The sequence below is a fragment of the Bdellovibrio bacteriovorus genome (genome assembly GCF_041888015.1).
In the GTDB taxonomy this organism is placed as follows: domain Bacteria; phylum Bdellovibrionota; class Bdellovibrionia; order Bdellovibrionales; family Bdellovibrionaceae; genus Bdellovibrio.
On record NZ_CP168968.1, the window covers coordinates 292,322 to 307,227 of the forward strand.

Annotated in this window: 19 protein-coding genes; 14 read left to right on the forward strand and 5 right to left on the reverse strand. The window is 48.1% G+C overall.

The annotated features are described in order from the left end of the window. Positions 1-41 precede the first annotated feature (41 nt). Both ACES2G_RS01495 and ACES2G_RS01500 read right to left on the reverse strand, forming a co-directional pair. Positions 42-497 (reverse strand): GNAT family N-acetyltransferase, encoded by a 456-nt coding sequence (locus ACES2G_RS01495; RefSeq protein WP_347356793.1) that lies wholly within the window; start codon positions 495-497, stop codon positions 42-44. Further along, positions 494-1,027: an HNH endonuclease gene (locus tag ACES2G_RS01500; protein ID WP_374001102.1), complete on the reverse strand. Its 534-nt coding sequence runs from the start codon at positions 1,025-1,027 to the stop codon at positions 494-496. Before ACES2G_RS01500 ends, ACES2G_RS01495 begins: the two co-directional genes overlap by 4 nt. A gap of 185 nt (positions 1,028-1,212) precedes the next feature. Between ACES2G_RS01500 and ACES2G_RS01505 the strand changes: the two genes are divergently transcribed. The 7 genes from ACES2G_RS01505 to ACES2G_RS01535 all read left to right on the forward strand — a co-directional run bounded on the left by ACES2G_RS01505 (position 1,213) and on the right by ACES2G_RS01535 (position 7,595). Next, positions 1,213-1,692 carry a peptidylprolyl isomerase gene (locus ACES2G_RS01505; protein WP_374001103.1) on the forward strand — a complete coding sequence of 160 codons (480 nt, stop codon included), beginning with the start codon at positions 1,213-1,215 and terminating at the stop codon, positions 1,690-1,692. Positions 1,693-1,719: 27 nt separating this feature from the next. Then, positions 1,720-2,205, forward strand: a complete 486-nt coding sequence (locus tag ACES2G_RS01510; protein ID WP_262554589.1) for a YajQ family cyclic di-GMP-binding protein — start codon at positions 1,720-1,722, stop codon at positions 2,203-2,205. Positions 2,206-2,335: 130 nt separating this feature from the next. After that, the gene (locus ACES2G_RS01515; RefSeq protein WP_347356800.1) at positions 2,336-2,689 is read left to right on the forward strand and encodes an RNA-binding protein; all 354 of its coding nucleotides are present in this window, start codon (positions 2,336-2,338) and stop codon (positions 2,687-2,689) included. A 168-nt stretch (positions 2,690-2,857) separates the two neighbouring features. Then, positions 2,858-3,355 carry an arylesterase gene (locus tag ACES2G_RS01520; protein WP_374001104.1) on the forward strand — a complete coding sequence of 166 codons (498 nt, stop codon included), beginning with the start codon at positions 2,858-2,860 and terminating at the stop codon, positions 3,353-3,355. After that, on the forward strand, positions 3,352-4,017 hold the full coding sequence (locus ACES2G_RS01525) for an ABC transporter ATP-binding protein (protein WP_347356804.1): 666 nt from the start codon (positions 3,352-3,354) through the stop codon (positions 4,015-4,017). Before ACES2G_RS01520 ends, ACES2G_RS01525 begins: the two co-directional genes overlap by 4 nt. Further along, a complete protein-coding gene (locus ACES2G_RS01530; RefSeq protein ID WP_347356806.1) occupies positions 4,017-6,566 on the forward strand; it encodes an FtsX-like permease family protein in 2,550 nt (849 codons plus the stop codon). Before ACES2G_RS01525 ends, ACES2G_RS01530 begins: the two co-directional genes overlap by 1 nt. A 15-nt stretch (positions 6,567-6,581) precedes the next feature. Further along, positions 6,582-7,595, forward strand: a complete 1,014-nt coding sequence (locus tag ACES2G_RS01535) for an L-threonylcarbamoyladenylate synthase (protein WP_374001105.1) — start codon at positions 6,582-6,584, stop codon at positions 7,593-7,595. On the opposite strand, the gene ACES2G_RS01540 is transcribed toward ACES2G_RS01535, so the two are convergent. Then, positions 7,596-8,117 carry a hypothetical protein gene (locus ACES2G_RS01540; protein WP_347356810.1) on the reverse strand — a complete coding sequence of 174 codons (522 nt, stop codon included), beginning with the start codon at positions 8,115-8,117 and terminating at the stop codon, positions 7,596-7,598. Between the two features lie 117 nt (positions 8,118-8,234). Here ACES2G_RS01540 and ACES2G_RS01545 point away from each other — a divergent pair, with 117 nt between their 5' ends. The 5 genes from ACES2G_RS01545 to ACES2G_RS01565 all read left to right on the forward strand — a co-directional run bounded on the left by ACES2G_RS01545 (position 8,235) and on the right by ACES2G_RS01565 (position 11,587). Beyond that, a complete protein-coding gene (locus ACES2G_RS01545) occupies positions 8,235-8,972 on the forward strand; it encodes a GNAT family N-acetyltransferase (RefSeq protein WP_374001106.1) in 738 nt (245 codons plus the stop codon). A 100-nt stretch (positions 8,973-9,072) separates the two neighbouring features. Next, entirely contained in the window at positions 9,073-9,909 is an 837-nt protein-coding gene (locus tag ACES2G_RS01550) for a lysophospholipid acyltransferase family protein (RefSeq protein ID WP_347356815.1), read from the forward strand. Positions 9,910-9,941: 32 nt separating this feature from the next. Then, positions 9,942-11,012 (forward strand): DNA polymerase IV, encoded by a 1,071-nt coding sequence (gene dinB / locus ACES2G_RS01555; RefSeq protein ID WP_347356817.1) that lies wholly within the window; start codon positions 9,942-9,944, stop codon positions 11,010-11,012. A 195-nt stretch (positions 11,013-11,207) separates the two neighbouring features. Next, positions 11,208-11,378, forward strand: a complete 171-nt coding sequence (locus ACES2G_RS01560; RefSeq protein WP_347356819.1) for a hypothetical protein — start codon at positions 11,208-11,210, stop codon at positions 11,376-11,378. 68 nt (positions 11,379-11,446) lie between these two features. Then, positions 11,447-11,587: a hypothetical protein gene (locus ACES2G_RS01565; RefSeq protein ID WP_347356820.1), complete on the forward strand. Its 141-nt coding sequence runs from the start codon at positions 11,447-11,449 to the stop codon at positions 11,585-11,587. Between the two features lie 34 nt (positions 11,588-11,621). Here ACES2G_RS01565 and ACES2G_RS01570 read toward each other — a convergent pair whose 3' ends face one another. Both ACES2G_RS01570 and ACES2G_RS01575 read right to left on the reverse strand, forming a co-directional pair. Further along, on the reverse strand, positions 11,622-11,981 hold the full coding sequence (locus tag ACES2G_RS01570) for an arsenate reductase family protein (RefSeq protein ID WP_347356822.1): 360 nt from the start codon (positions 11,979-11,981) through the stop codon (positions 11,622-11,624). After that, on the reverse strand, positions 11,974-13,029 hold the full coding sequence (locus ACES2G_RS01575) for an agmatinase family protein (protein WP_374001107.1): 1,056 nt from the start codon (positions 13,027-13,029) through the stop codon (positions 11,974-11,976). Before ACES2G_RS01575 ends, ACES2G_RS01570 begins: the two co-directional genes overlap by 8 nt. 154 nt (positions 13,030-13,183) lie before the next feature. Between ACES2G_RS01575 and ACES2G_RS01580 the strand changes: the two genes are divergently transcribed. Next, entirely contained in the window at positions 13,184-13,729 is a 546-nt protein-coding gene (locus ACES2G_RS01580) for an ABC transporter substrate-binding protein (RefSeq protein WP_374001108.1), read from the forward strand. Then, positions 13,726-14,799, forward strand: coding sequence for an ABC transporter substrate-binding protein (locus tag ACES2G_RS01585; RefSeq protein ID WP_374001109.1), 1,074 nt, complete (start codon positions 13,726-13,728; stop codon positions 14,797-14,799). The genes ACES2G_RS01580 and ACES2G_RS01585 overlap by 4 nt, the downstream gene beginning before the upstream one ends. Positions 14,800-14,906 lie beyond the last annotated feature (107 nt).

The window sequence follows — 14,906 nt, forward strand, 5'->3', positions numbered from 1 at the left end:
ACAAAACGAGGACTTAAGATCATTTAAGTCCTACAGGAAGATTAACGGGGAATCAGATGCTTGTACATGACTTTATGGGGGCCGATGTCCTTGATGTCGAACAGGTCTCCATAGAATGAAAAACCGAGTCTTTCATAAAATGGAAACGCCTTGATGCGTGCGTTGAACCACACCAGATCACAGCGGCGTTGCTTCAGGTCTTCGACGGCAAATCGTACAAGCTTTTGTCCGATGCCATGACCGCGATAATTGTCGTCGGTGGCCATACCACGAAGTCGATATGGGAAGCCGGAGCTAAAAGCTGGATGTGATTCCTGGATGAAGGTCGCGACGGAAATCAGTTTGTCGGCATGAAAGAGTCCATAGTGATGGGTCGTGATCAGGTCATCACCAGGATTGATGCATTCTTCTTCGGAAAGAAAAGGTTTTAAAACTCGTTTGCGAATCGGAAGAGTGTCGGTGGTTTTAATGCGTTTGATTTCGTACTCGAATGTCATCCTGTGCTCAGTCGTAAGTAAGGCGTCCAATCCGGTGGAATGTGATCTTCGCCGATTTCCAGTTCCAGTGTCGGCAGCCATGATGGAGCACGAGGCTCATTCAGTAAAGGCATATTGGCAGTGCGGGGGGTTCGATTGGCTTTTTTCTGATTGCAGTCTCGGCAGGCGGAGACAACATTGGTCCAGTTTTTGGGGCCGTTGTGAGAAGCGGGGACGACGTGATCAAGAGTGAGCTGTTTGGCGGCGAGTTTGGTGCCGCAGTACTGGCAGGTGTAATTATCGCGGATATAAACATTTTCTCGGCAGAATCGGACGGCGGCGACGGCCCGTGGCCGGACATAGGTTTTCAGCCGCAAGACACTGGGCAACTGAAACCTCCGGTGGACCGACCGGGCAAACGCTGAATGAAACTCAAGTATTTCTACCTTACCCTGAAACCACAAAACCAAGGCCTTTTGCCAACTTACAACCCGCATGGGTTCGTAACTAGAGTTGAGCAATAAGGACCTCAGCGAGGACACGTGCATCATGCTTTCCCCCCTCAGGTGCGAGACCAGATCTCATTCAGAAATTGGTCCTAAATATGATTATATCTAGCTCTGCGTCTCAATTTCAAGTCCCTCGTTAAATATTCAAAAGAACTGGGTCTTTTCGGTTGCCTGAGGGGGCCCAAAATGGGATACCCTCGGGCATTAGCGCTACAGGAGGCCTAAAAATGAAAAGAGTCTTGGCATTTAATTACGTTCTAAAAGGGCCTGACGGCAATGTGTTGGATGCTTCTGAGAAGAGTCAGCCACTTCCATTCCTTGAAGGTGCGGGCCAGATCATTCCTAAATTGGAAGAAGAAATTAAAGACCTGAAAGAAGGCGATAAAAAAACTGTTAAGCTTGCTGCCAAAGACGCTTACGGTGAAGTGAAGGACAACATGTACATGGATGTTCCTAAGCAAGAGCTTGCACACCTTCCACAGTTGGAAGTAGGCGCTCACCTTCGTTTGGAATTGGGTCAAGGTGCGCACATCGTTCGCGTCACTAAAATCACTGATGAATCTGTAACTTTGGATGGTAACCACCCATTGGCTGGTCAGGATCTTGAATTCGCTATCGAAATGGTTTTGGTTCGTGAAGCCACTGCAGAAGAAATTCAACACGGTCACCCGCATGGTTTGCACGGGGACGCTGGTCACCACCACTAATTGATTTTTTAGATAGAGGAAAACGTTATGCCATCTTTTGATATCGTATCTGAAATCGACATTCAGGAAGTGGACAACGCCATCAATCAGGCGCGCAAGGAAATCGAAGCGCGCTATGATTTTAAAGGCAGTAAGGCTGAAGTTCTGTGGGACAAAAAAGAAGTCACACTGACGGCGGAAGACGACTACAAAGTCGGCGCTATGGCCAGCATCCTTCAGACAAAACTACATCGTCGTGGGATTGATATTAAAGCGATCAAGTTTGAAAAGATTGAAGAAGCAGGTGGAAGAATGCTTCGTCAAAAGGTCACTTTGGTGCAGGGAATTGACCGCGAGGTGGCGAAAGATATCATTAAATTGATTAAAGATTCCAAGCTTAAGGTTCAACCGCAAGTCGCAGATGATAAATTGAAGGTGTCGTCAAAAAGTATTGATGAGCTTCAAGAGTGCATCAGCCTGGTACGGGGTGGAAACTTCCCAGTTCCCTTACAATTTAATAATATGCGCGCTTAAAATTGGTCTTGCACGTTTTTTGGGCTATGCTAGCGTTATTGATAGTTAAGGTCCCCGTGTGAGTAACTCGATTTTATCTTGTTCGAAGGCTTCCTCGGGTATAACAGCCCAACCATTATAGGAGGTCTTTGTGGCTAAGAAACTTTACGTCGGAAATTTGCCTTACTCTGTAGACGATGAGGCACTTCACCAGCACTTCGCACAATTCGGTGCGGTTGATTCAGCAAAGGTTATCATGGACAGAGAAACGGGTCGTTCTAAAGGCTTCGGCTTTGTGGAAATGGCTGAAGACTCTGCTGCTGATCAAGCAATTGAAAGAGGAAACGGCATTGAATTGAATGGCCGTCCTATCAATGTGTCTGAGGCTCGTCCTCAAGCTCCTCGTGAGGGCGGTCCTCGTCGTGGTGGTTTCGGTGGTGGCGGACGCAATGCTGGTGGTCCACGTGGCGGCGGCTTCGGTGGCGGTCGTGGTGGCCCTCGCTAAGTAGCCCATACTTTGACGAAGCTGGACTTGTCATTGTCTTAAAAACTAAGGTCTCATAGGAACCCTATGAGACCTTTTTTATTTCTCCTTATCTTTGCTTTTAGCTCCCTATCATTTGCTCAAAAAAAACTAATCGTCTTGGGTGATTCGCTCACCGAAGGTTATGGTGTGGCTAAAGATGCGGCCTTCCCCGCTGTGCTTGAAAAAAAGCTGCACGAAGCTGGCAAAAAGGAATGGACGGTCATTAATGCCGGGGTCAGTGGGTCGACGACGGCGTCTGGTATCAGCCGCATGAAATGGGTGTTTAAATCCAAACCCGATGCGGTGATCCTGGCGTTGGGAGCCAACGATGGACTGCGTGGTCTTAAGATCGAAGACAGTGAAAAACATCTGGCCCAGGCAATTGAATATGCTCAAGGGCAAAAAGTGCAAGTGATTTTGGGTGGTCTTTATATGCCACCGAACTATGGCAAAGCCTATACGGATCAGTTCAAAAAAATGTATGAGACTTTGGCAAAGAAATACAAAGTCACTTTTATTCCGTTCATTTTGGATAAGGTGGCGGGAAATCCTAAATACAATCTGGCCGATGGAATTCATCCAAATGAAGAAGGCCATAAAATTATCGCTGACAATGTTTTTACAGCTTTGAAGGGGGCCCTGTGAGCTTGATCCTGAAAGATGTCCGTAAAGGTTTTCACCAAGGTGAAGCCGAGATCCAGGTGCTTAAAGGCCTGAACGTCACTATTGAGCCCGGCCAGGTGGTTTCCGTCGTTGGTCAGTCGGGAAGTGGTAAATCCACACTGCTTTCGATTCTTGCCGGTCTGGAGCGCGCAGATCGTGGGGAAATCCTTGTGGATAATATCAACCTGACCCCGATGACAGAGCAGCAGATGACCTTGTTCCGTGCGCAGAACATCGCTGTTGTTTTCCAGCAGTATCATTTGATTGCGCACTTAACAGCTTTGGAAAACGTGATGCTGGCGTTGGAGATTCTGAAAATGGAAAACCCGCGTGAACGAGCTGAGGAGGCTTTGCGTGAGTTGGGATTGGGGCATCGCCTGACTCACTTCCCAAGTCAGCTCAGCGGCGGGGAATGTCAGCGTGTGGCGATCGCCCGGGCCTTGGTGGTAAAACCCAAAATTCTTTTGGCGGATGAGCCCAGTGGAAATCTGGATACGCACACGGGTGACAAGGTCATGGATGTGTTCTTTGATATCGTTCGCAAACACAAGATTACAACCTTGCTGGTGACACACAGTGAAGCTCTGGCGAAAAAGTGTGAACGCACTTTACGTCTTGAAGAAGGTCAATTGAGGGAAGCGTAATGTTGTTAAGACTGGCATGTCGAGAGCTTCTGCGCAGTTGGCGCTTTGGCTTGTTCTTTATTTTCAATTTAAGTCTGGGGCTGACGGGCTTTGTGTCCTTGCAAGCTTTCAATGAGGCATTGGAAACGGAAATCCAAGCCAACTCTAAAGCCATCTTGTCGGCGGATCTGGCCGTGGCCGCTCGTCGAGAGCTGACCGAAGATGAAACGACAAAGATGCGGGAAGTCCTGCCTGCGGGGACTAAAGAAGGCAAGATCTACGAATTCTTTGCGATGCTGAGTTCCGTCAAGGGCTCGCGTCTGGTTCTGGTGAAGGCTGTTGATAGCGCCTATCCGTTCTATGGGGAACTGGAGCTGGAATCAGGTCGACAGATCACCGCAACCAGTGACAACAAAGATATTCTGAAAGAGCAAAAGGCGTGGATTTATCCCGAGCTGAAATCCCAACTGGGATTGGATGCCGGAGATGAAATTCAACTGGGTCAATTGAAGTTGCAGATTTCGGATCTGGTTAAGAAGGACGCAACTCAGACTTTCCGGGCGGCAAGTCTGGCTCCGCGTGTTTTTATCAATCGTGAGTTGTTGCCTCAGTCGGGTCTGCTTCAGTATGGCAGTACGTTTTCTTTAGCGCATTTATTCCTGCTGCCGCAAGGAGCGGTGGAAGCTCAGGTGCGGGATGGTCTTTACAATGTGCTGACGGATCCACAGATCAATGTGGAAACGCCAGCGACAGCGGGTGAGGATTCCGGTCGCCAGTTGGGCTATCTTTCTGACTATCTGGGGCTGGTATCTATTGTGGCGCTTTTCATGTCAGCCTTGGGGGCTGCGTATATTTACCGCCTGTTCCTTTCCACGCGCATGAAGGAAATTGCGATTCTTAGAACTCTGGGGCTGCAGAGTGGGCAGGCCGTCGGAGTTTATATTTTGCAGGCTTCGATGCTGGGGTTGATTGCAACGATTCCGACGATGCTTTTCAGTCTTTTGGTGTTGCCACTATTAAGTAAACTGTTAGGAAGCTTCACTCCATTTGATTTGCATCCGACCATCACGGGCGAAGCTTTTGTGATTTGCCTTTTGATGGCCGTATTTGGCAGCTTTGTAGTCAGTATCCCATTCCTGACGAAAATCTTTGATCTTCGTGCGGCAAAACTGTTCAGCGAAGAAAAATTTTCCGTTGGGGAGGGGCAAAGGCGTTATTGGACGTTCCTGCCTTGTCTGGTGCTGTTTTATTTCCTGGCAGTCTATCAGGCGCATTCCTGGAAGATTGGAAGTCTGTTTATTGGCTCGATGATTTTGGTGGTGCTGGCTTTGCTGCTGATCGGGTATGTCACGGTCAAGGCGGCAGGTTTGATCAAAGGACTGCATCGCTGGTTCCTTAAGTTCAGTTTCTTAAGTCTGTCACGCCGGGCAGGGGCCAGTCTTGCCGTCTTTGTGGCGCTGGGAATGGGAGCTTTGCTGATAAATATCCTGCCGCAGTTGAAGAATTCTTTGCAGGCTGAATTCCAGTTTGAAGGAAAATCCAAAATTCCGTCCTTGTTTATGTTTGATATTCAGGACGAACAATGGCCGGGTATTGATCAGGTTTTGAAAGAAAAGAATGTGACACCGCTGGCAAGATCCCCGTTGGTGCGTGCGCGTATTCTGAAGGTCAATGGGCAGGACTATGAAAGAAAGATCGAAAGTGAAGGATTTAAAACCCGCGAAGAAGAACGCGAGGCCCGCTTCCGCAACCGTGGGATGAATCTTTCTTATCGCGAAGGTCTGTCGAATTCAGAAATTATGACCAAGGGTCGCCCGTTCTCTGGTCCGTTTGATCCGGACAAGCAAAAACGAGCTGAACTTTCCGTGGAAACCCGCTTCGCCGAGCGCATGGGCTTTAAACTTGGCGATGTGCTGGTCTTTGATGTTCAGGGTGTGGAAGTTGAAGGTGAAATCATCAACTTGCGCAAAGTAAAGTGGACCAGCTTCCAGCCGAATTTCTTCATCCTGGTTCAGGATGGTGTTCTGAATGAAGCTCCGAAATCCTGGATTTCGGCGATTCCATTCCTGCCAGAAATGCAGCGTGTGGACTTGCAAAATGCACTAGCCAAACAGTTTTCCAACGTGTCGATCATTGATGTGGTTCGCACGGTGGATGATGTTTTAAAGACCGCAGAAAAGATGAGCTGGTCGCTGGAGCTGATGGCGGGATTGGCGCTGATCACCGGATACATTGTTCTATTCTCAATTGTGCGAAGTCAGATCAAACTGCGTCGTTGGGAGCTGAATATGTTGAAGATCCTGGGGGCTTCCGGCGGCGAGGTGGCCAGCTTCATTCTGACGGAGTTTGCATTCCTGGCATTTATTGCCTCGTTCTTTGGGGCGGCTTTAAGTGTGTTGGTCAGCTTTGCGCTGAATACTTTCATATTTGAAAGCGATTTCAGACTGTCTTTCGTTCAGCCCCTGGTGTCGGTGTTGATCATCACGGGTCTGAGCTTGCTTATTTCGTTCCTGGCCAGTGTGGATATTGTCCGGGAAAGCGCTTTAAGTATTCTCCGCGAAGAAAAGTAATGGTACAAAAGGACCATGACGCCGAACGAAGCCTTGGCTAAGGCAAAAACGATTCTAGAAGAAGGGGGAGTCATTGGCTTCCCTACCGAAACTGTCTATGGGCTGGCAGCCCGTATTGATATTCCCTCAGCCATTGAAAAGATCTTTACGACGAAAGAGCGTCCCTTCTTTGATCCCTTGATCGTGCATGTGGCCTCGATTGAGCAGGCGAAGAAAGTGACGGCGTTCTGGGGACCGGCTTCTCAGGCATTGGCGGAAGTCTTCTGGCCGGGACCGTTGACGATGGTTTTGCCGCGGGACCCTTCCGTGGATGCCATGATTACTTCTGGTCTGGAATCTGTGGGCATTCGTATGCCGAATCATCCGTTGGCGCTGGAACTTTTGCAGCAGGTGGGTGTTCCGCTGGCAGCGCCAAGCGCGAATAAATTTGGCCGGACTTCGCCGACTTCAGCCAGTCATGTGCGTGTGGAATTCAAAAATGAAAATGTTTTTGTTGTGGATGGTGGCGATTGCGAAATCGGTATTGAGTCCACAGTGTTATTGGTTCGCCATTTGGCGGACAAAGTGATGCTGTCAATTCTGCGTCGTGGGCACATTCTAAAGTCAGACCTCGAACAGGTTTTGCAAAGCAAAGGCCTTGCTTACGAGTTTGTTGAGCAGGTGGATAAGAGAGAATCCCCGGGTCACATGAAACATCACTATATGCCGCCAGTGCCATTGATCATGTGTCTGGATCCGAAGCGCAGCCCTGAAAGTGTTTTGGCGGAAGTAAATACCAAGATGAATGATCTTCCTGATGAAATCGAAAGCATCAAGATCATCAAACCCAAGGGCGGCATTCATTCTTATGAAATTTTGAAGCTTGCAGCGGACCCCTTGCTGGCCACGCGGGAGCTTTACGGACATCTGCGTGAATCAGCATCCCATGGCAAGGACTGTATCTTGTTCTATCGCGAAGGCCATCAGCAGGGCGAGCGTTGGGAATCCCTGTTTGATCGCCTGAACAAAGCGGCATCACTGATTGTTTGATTAGTTCTTTTTGTTTTTTCTCCAGATAAAGAATCCTAATGCACCAAAAAACACCACCAGAGTCACCACCAGCATAACAGTGTTGGTGGTGCTGGGGGCCGCGGCAGAGTGCATTCCGAAGTAGAAGAAGCTGGTCTTCAAGACCAGCAACCCCAGGGTCATGATCAAGATGTAAGGCCACATCTCGCGGAAGGTCTTTTGTTCCTGGGTCAGGATTTTTTCAGGTTTTTTATCCGTCACAGGGTAGTTCCAGTTATTGTTGCGGTGATAGTCCACCACAATATCCGTCCATACCGAGCGAAGCTCTGCAAATCCAATAGTGCCCGAAACGGCAGCCAATTGTTGCGCCAGTCTTTCTGCAGCTTCGGTGTAAAGTTTTTCATTGGTTTCATGAGAATAGTAGCCGGGACGATCTGGTGCTAAGTCCTGCGGCAGGTTCTGAATGATCTCCTTCAGATAGGATTGAGCTTCATCGTTCAGCTGCAAAGGACTGAGGATTTTTTTAAAGATGTCTTCACCCATGAGCTGGTCATAGCACGGATCTTCAAGGTAATGCCAACAATATCCTGATGGAGTTCTGACAATTCCAAAAATGAAACCCCGCTACACTGAAGCAGATCCTAAAGGGGAGGGGCCTTGATGATCAACTCACTAGCGTATGCAAGTCTGGAACGTGTTTCGTTGAACCTGCAATCTTTCTATCAGTTGCGTTTGAACCGCATCCATAAGTTCAAAGCCAAGATTCATATTCAATCCGAGGTGGGGCCTTTTGAAATCAAGACCGTGACCGATGTGGAGGAATTGAAAGAGGCACTAACTCTTCGCTATGAAGTTTTTCATCGCGAAATGCAGGGTAAGACAGCTTCGACCGGAGTGGATGTTGATGAATTTGATTTTGATTGTGACCATCTGATCATCAAGGAAAAACGCAGTAATCGAATTGTCGGAACCTATCGTCTGAACTGCTCTCTCTTCGCGGAGGAGTTCTATTCAGCCCAAGAATTTATGATGAATGGAATTCTGGCGCAGCCGGGGGTGAAGCTGGAGCTGGGGCGAGCTTGTATTCACAAGGATTTCCGTCGTGGTGTTTTGATTTCTCTTTTGTGGAGAGGAATTGCTGAATACATGGCGGCCTCGGATTCCAAAATGCTTTTCGGATGTGCCACGGTGAAAACGGATGATCCCCGTGATGCGGCTTTATTGACCCGCTATTTCGAGGAAGAAGGCCGTATAGTGCCGGCTTTGCGCACGCGTCCGACCCTGGCATACACCATGCCGATGTTGAATCACTTTTTAGAAGAAGTCCGAGGCCCTCTCACGGAGACTCAGAGAGCCCAGACCGAGGAACTTCTTCCCCTTTATGCCGGGCGTACCTGAAGGCGGGAGCCTATATCGGCGGTGAACCTGCCTGGGACCGTGAGTTTCAGTGCATTGACTTCTTGACCATTCTTCATAGGGAAGATTTAAATAGGACCCTGTGGAAGAGATTCAAGCTGGACTCCGCGGAGTCATAAAACTTACTGTTTTTGTTATCATCATTTTGACCTTTATGGTGTGGTCCTTTATCTGCCATCTGGTGGTGCGGGACCCGCATAAACGATTGATTCGTTTTTCCAGCAATTCCAGATTCTTTTCCGGTCTGATTTTGAAAGTTTTTAATCTGGATCTGAAAGTGGTGAACAAGCCGCCCGCAGATCAGAAGTGCCTGATCGTCAGCAACCACATGGGCTTTGTGGATATTCTGATGCTGGCGTCTTGTCAGCCGATGCTATTTGTGACTTCCAATGAAATGCGAGAAACGCCGTTCCTGGGAACTCTCACTGAAATGGGCGGATGTATCTATGTTGAGCGCCGCAGTCGCACCAAAATTCTGGAAGAGATGAAGTCCATCGTAAGTGCTCTGCGTGCCGGTTTCCGCGTGGTGCTTTATCCTGAGGCGACCTCCACCAACGGAGAGCGTGTTTTGCCATTCAAGAAAACCCTGATGATGGCGGCCGCTCAGGCCGGAGTCCCGATTCAGCCTGTGGTGATCAATTTCCGCGAAGTGAACGGCGAGGAATTTTCGCTGAAGTGGCGGGATCATCTTTGTTGGTATGGGGATATTCCTTTTGCGACTTCGATGTGGAAGTCCGCTGTTTTAAAATCCGTGAAGGGTGAGATCGAATTCCTTGAGCCGATCTATACAACCCCGGAAGATGACCGTGGTTTGATTGCTGACAAGGCTCACGCGATGATCTCGTCCAAGTTCGTTCCCGTTAAAGGATTGCCGACCGAGGCCCAGCCTCCGGCCGAGATGGAAGCAGATCCTACTTGATTTAGTTCTTTTGATATGTAAATAATGTGTAAATGAGAAAGATCATTCACATCGACATGGACTGCTTTTATGCGGCTGTAGAGGTGAAGCACCGTCCTGAACTGAAGGGAAAGCCTTTGGGGATTGGTGGGCCACCGAACTCTCGCAGTGTTCTTTGTACTGCTAGCTATGAGGCTCGCAAGTTCGGAGTTCGTTCGGCCATGCCATCTTCACAGGCGGTGCGGTTATGCCCGCAATTGATTCTGATCCCTCCGCATTTCGACTTGTATAAAAATGAAAGTCGCAAAGTTCGCGAAATTCTTGAAAGATTCACAAACAAAATTGAGCCGTTGTCTTTGGATGAAGCCTATCTGGATGTGACGGATTGTCCGTTGTTTGGTGGCAGTGCTACCCTGATTGCACAGGAAATCCGTCGTTTGATTTATACCGAATTGAATCTGACCGCTTCGGCGGGGGTGGCTCCGAATAAGTTTCTGGCCAAGATTGCCAGTGACTGGAAAAAGCCCAATGGGCAGTTCGTGATTCGTCCAGGCGACGTGGAAGCCTTTATAAAGGATTTGCCTGTTGGAAAAATTTTTGGCGTTGGCAAGGTCACCGGACAGAAGATGAATGATCTGGGGCTTTACACTTGTGGCGACATTCAGAGGTATTCTGTTTCCGAGCTGTCCCATTGGTTTGGCTCACGCGCGGCAGAGCTTTATGATTTTGCCCGTGGCATTGATCATCGCGAAGTGATCACAGAGTGGGAAAGAAAGTCCCTGACGGTTGAGGAAACCTTCAATAAGGATCTGCAAACACTGGAAGAGTGTGCCAAGGCTTTGCCTGCTTTGTATGAGGACTTTGTTTTACGCATGGATCGTGGGCAGTACCATGATCGCATCAAAGGTTTGGTGGTGAAGTTGAAGTTCTTCGATTTTAAACAAACCACGCACGAAGAAGTCATTCACGAGCTTCCAACGCTGCAGGATTTTGGGCGTCTTTTGGAAAAAGCCTGGAGCCGGCGTGGGGTGCCGGTCCGCTTGGTGGGTTTGGGAGTCCGCTTAGGTTCCCAAAAGAAACCCACGGTGGATGAGGACTCTTCGCAATTGAAGTTCGCTATCTGATAGGGGTGGTGCGTTTTTTTCTGGCATCACTGTTGCTTTAGATCCTTTTTGCCCAGCAATGGAGTCACAACGACTTCGTTTGTAATAGAAAGGACACCCCTATGAAGAAGATGGTTTTATCTGGCCTTCTCATAGCCACCTTATTTCGTTATTCAGGCCATCTCGGTTAGAATCCTGCAGGAGGAACTGTCAGGATTGTCACCGGCATTAGCCCTTATTCCTGGTTCTATGGCCGTGGTCACTGTGATGATCGTGGTACTGCACGTATTGGTAAATCTGGACGATCTGTCTGAAACGACGCCTATGCGTCGTACAGCCAAGCGCTGGATGCGAAGAATTTCTGATTTGTTTAAAAACAAGAACTAAGGATGCACAACAACTAGGGACTCACATTTTCATATGTCAGAATAAGGAAGCGAAGAGAGGAGGTTTATATGATCAGCCTATCTGTCGTGATACTGGCGTTGGCTTTAAGTTTCGGAGGGGCTTTTTTAATTCTGCGCTTTAAAAAGCATGGTTTCTTTGAAGAGGAAGTGAATAAAAAACGCCCACCAAGCTATCGCCCTCACCATTAAAAAAGGGATTCAGTATCTGAATCCCTTTTCTTATTTAGAACTCTTTTTTCCAGTCGTCTTCTTTAAAACCGACCAGATGGATATCGTCGCCAATAACAAACGGGCGCTTCACCAGCTTGCCATTTTCAGAAAGCAGTTTCAGGGATTCAGCCTCTGTCATGGACGGAAGCTTTTCGCTAAGTTTCATCTCTTTGTACATCACGCCGGAGGTGTTGAAGAGATTGCGAATACTGCCGCCACGTTCTTTCAGGGCGGCTAACATTTCTTTGAGCTCTTTCTGTGTGGGGGCTTTGTCAACGATCGGCAGTTTGTCGTATTTGACTTTTTTGCCGTCGAGGAACTTCAAAGCTTTCACACAAGTGGAGCACTTGGCGTATTCGTAAACCTTAAGCATTGCTCTTCACCAACCAGCCGCACATTTTATACAAAATACGCGCGCCGACGTTGCCGTCCCACTCAACCTCTTCTTCTGCAAGACCGCCAGTGGACACTTCGTTCAGGTCAAAGGCGACAATCTTGCGGCCGGAAGCATGAACTTCGCGGAACAGGAAGAAGACCTGATCCACACTCAACCCACCTGGAACCGGAGTTCCTGTGTGAGGGCAGAACGCCGGGTCCAGACCATCGATATCAAAAGAAATATAAACATTCTGCGGAAGCTCTTTGATGATGTCTTTGCAGACCTGTTCCCAAGTTTCGCCTTTCAACATGCGACGCTTCAGTTCCAGATCATAGAAGGTCTTGATGTCTTCGCGGGAGTTGCTGAAGTCGTACTCTTCCTCGCAGAAGTCACGGATTCCGACCTGAACCAGCTTCTGAGGCTTTTTAGCATCAGTCATCACGTTATACATGATGGAAGCGTGGGATTGTTTGAAGCCCTGATAGGCTGTGCGCAGATCCGCATGGGCATCGATGTGCAAAACGCCGAACTCGCCTTTGTATTTATCGCTGACAGCCTGAATCGCGCCCAGCGGAGTGGAGTGATCGCCGCCAACTAGACCCAGCAACTTGCCTTTTTTAAGTACGTCAGAGCACTGATCGTACACCCACTGGGTCATCTCAGAGCAGGCCTCGTTGACCTGGGCAGCCAGCTTGTTCATCTTGGCTTCATCCTCGCTGAGATTTGTTCGCATTTCGATCAGTTCTTGAGCCACAGCTTTGAACTTGTCGTTCATGTTGCACAGATCTTCGGGGAAGTCGCGCATGTGGTAGCCGACTTCATAAGCCTTGCCGACTTCGATGTCGAAAAGATCAATCTGTTCACTGGCTTGGCGGATGATTTTAGGGCCACGGGAGGCGCCCTCACCGTAAGAGGTTGTTACTTCCCAGGGAACTGGGACCAGGACGACTTTGGATTCTTCTTCTGTCATCGGAATTCCGAAGATTCCGAACTCTGCAGAGATGGTAGTTGTGGGATCAAATTTCGTAGTCTTTTCAGACATTTTTTACTCCTTAAATCAGCCCCAATGGTATAGCATTTAAGCGCGGCGTCAATCGAGCAATAACTTGATTATTTTTGTCGCATAACCCATTTTAAGCCCACTTTGGGAACTATTGAAATTCCCTACGAAATTCTTTGGAGGAAACACAATGAATATGAAGGGTCTCCTAGCTCTACTTCTGAGCTCAGCTTTGACAGCCCCCGCTTTAGCAGCAGCACCCAATGCGAACGCTCCTAAAGGCGGAAATTTCGTCTTCAACCTTGGAGGAGAACCTCCAACAGTTCACCCGATCACTGCAACTGACGCTTACTCTCGTCGTGTGCAAGAATACGTGTGTGAAGGTTTGGCAACTCGTGATTCCGAGACTTACGATTGGAAACCACGTTTGGCTGAAAAATGGGAAATCTCTAAAGACAACAAAGTATTCACGTTCCACCTCCGCAAAGACGCTGTTTTCCACGACGGTACGCCTGTAACGGCTGACGACGTGAAGTTCTCTTTCGACGCGATCTTTGAGCCTAAGTACGAAGCAGCTCACTTGCGTCCGTACTACGAAGGTTTGACAAAAGCTGAAGTTATCGACGCTCACACAATCCGTTTCACGGCTCGTGATCTTTACTTCAACAACTTCGAATCTGCTGCGACTTTGACTGTGATCCCTAAGAAGATCTACAGCGATGTTGAAAAGTCCAAAAAATGAACCGTCAGCTTATCTGCGCGGGTCCTTATGTGCTTTCCAAGTTTGACCGTGGTCAGCTTATCTCTTTGAAAAAATTTGATAAGTGGTATGGCAACAAAGACGTTGCTTACGCTGGTATGTACAACTTCGACACAATCACTATGCGTTTCTACAAAGATGAAAACGTAGAGCTTGAGCGTGCGAAAAAAGGTGAGCTTGATTACCTTGATCTTCGTGTTGAAGCGTTCATGAAAAAAGCGGTTGGTGCTCCTTGGGGCAAAACTATCATCAAGAACAAAGTTGAAAACAGCGCGCCGAAATCCTACGGCTTCATTGGCTGGAACTTCCGTAAAGATTTGTTCCAGGACAAAAACGTGCGTGTGGCTTTGGCTCACTTGTTGAACCGCGAAGAAATGAACAAAAAATTCCGTTATGGCATGTCCGACCTTGCTAACGGTGCGATCTACCTTCGTTCTGAGTACAACCCAGGCAACAAAGCTTTGGAATTCAATCCGAAGAAAGCTCAAGAGCTATTGGCTAAAGCTGGCTGGACTGACAAAGACAAGAACGGTGTTCTTGAAAAAGAAGTTGGCGGCAAAAAGATGGAATTCAAATTCACTTTGATTTACCCATCTAAAGACACTGAAAAGTACTACACAATGTACCGTGAAGACCTGAAAAAAGCGGGTATCGATATGGACTTGAAATACTTGGAATGGAACTCATTCTTGAAGCTTGTTGACGAAGGTAACTTCGACGCTGTGACAATGGCTTGGGGTGGCGGTTCCGTAGATCCAGATCCTAAACAAATCTGGCACTCTGCAAGTGCTGTTGCCGGTGGTTCTAACTTCATCGCGTACAAAAACCCTGAAGTGGACAAATTGATCGACCAAGCACGTGTTGAGCCAAATAAAGCAAAACGTGTTGCTGCTCTTAAGAAAGTTTACGCGAAGATCGCTGAAGACGCTCCATATGCGTTCCTGTTCAACGATAAGTATGCATTTTATGCAAACTCCTCTCGCATGGGTAAACCTGCAGAGACCTTCAAATATGAGATTGGTAGAGACTACTGGTGGTTGCAGGCTAAATAGCCTTTGCCCTGCGCAATCATGATTAATTTTTTACCAGAAGGCGTACAATGTACGCCTTCTTTCTTGCGCCTCATCGAAATTAGTATTACAGCGTAACTGTCTTATCT

What these genes read in the sequence shown, in the direction of transcription:
- ACES2G_RS01495 (WP_347356793.1), bottom strand. Translation starts at nt 497, where the DNA reads ATGACATTCGAGTACGAAATCAAACGCATTAAAACCACCGACACTCTT.
- ACES2G_RS01500 (WP_374001102.1), bottom strand. Translation starts at nt 1,027, where the DNA reads ATGATGCACGTGTCCTCGCTGAGGTCCTTATTGCTCAACTCTAGTTAC.
- ACES2G_RS01505 (WP_374001103.1), top strand. Translation starts at nt 1,213, where the DNA reads ATGAAAAGAGTCTTGGCATTTAATTACGTTCTAAAAGGGCCTGACGGC.
- ACES2G_RS01510 (WP_262554589.1), top strand. Translation starts at nt 1,720, where the DNA reads ATGCCATCTTTTGATATCGTATCTGAAATCGACATTCAGGAAGTGGAC.
- ACES2G_RS01530 (WP_347356806.1), top strand. Translation starts at nt 4,017, where the DNA reads ATGTTGTTAAGACTGGCATGTCGAGAGCTTCTGCGCAGTTGGCGCTTT.
- ACES2G_RS01535 (WP_374001105.1), top strand. Translation starts at nt 6,582, where the DNA reads ATGACGCCGAACGAAGCCTTGGCTAAGGCAAAAACGATTCTAGAAGAA.
- ACES2G_RS01540 (WP_347356810.1), bottom strand. Translation starts at nt 8,117, where the DNA reads ATGGGTGAAGACATCTTTAAAAAAATCCTCAGTCCTTTGCAGCTGAAC.
- ACES2G_RS01545 (WP_374001106.1), top strand. Translation starts at nt 8,235, where the DNA reads ATGATCAACTCACTAGCGTATGCAAGTCTGGAACGTGTTTCGTTGAAC.
- dinB (WP_347356817.1), top strand. Translation starts at nt 9,942, where the DNA reads ATGAGAAAGATCATTCACATCGACATGGACTGCTTTTATGCGGCTGTA.
- ACES2G_RS01565 (WP_347356820.1), top strand. Translation starts at nt 11,447, where the DNA reads ATGATCAGCCTATCTGTCGTGATACTGGCGTTGGCTTTAAGTTTCGGA.
- ACES2G_RS01570 (WP_347356822.1), bottom strand. Translation starts at nt 11,981, where the DNA reads ATGCTTAAGGTTTACGAATACGCCAAGTGCTCCACTTGTGTGAAAGCT.
- ACES2G_RS01575 (WP_374001107.1), bottom strand. Translation starts at nt 13,029, where the DNA reads ATGTCTGAAAAGACTACGAAATTTGATCCCACAACTACCATCTCTGCA.
- ACES2G_RS01580 (WP_374001108.1), top strand. Translation starts at nt 13,184, where the DNA reads ATGAAGGGTCTCCTAGCTCTACTTCTGAGCTCAGCTTTGACAGCCCCC.
- ACES2G_RS01585 (WP_374001109.1), top strand. Translation starts at nt 13,726, where the DNA reads ATGAACCGTCAGCTTATCTGCGCGGGTCCTTATGTGCTTTCCAAGTTT.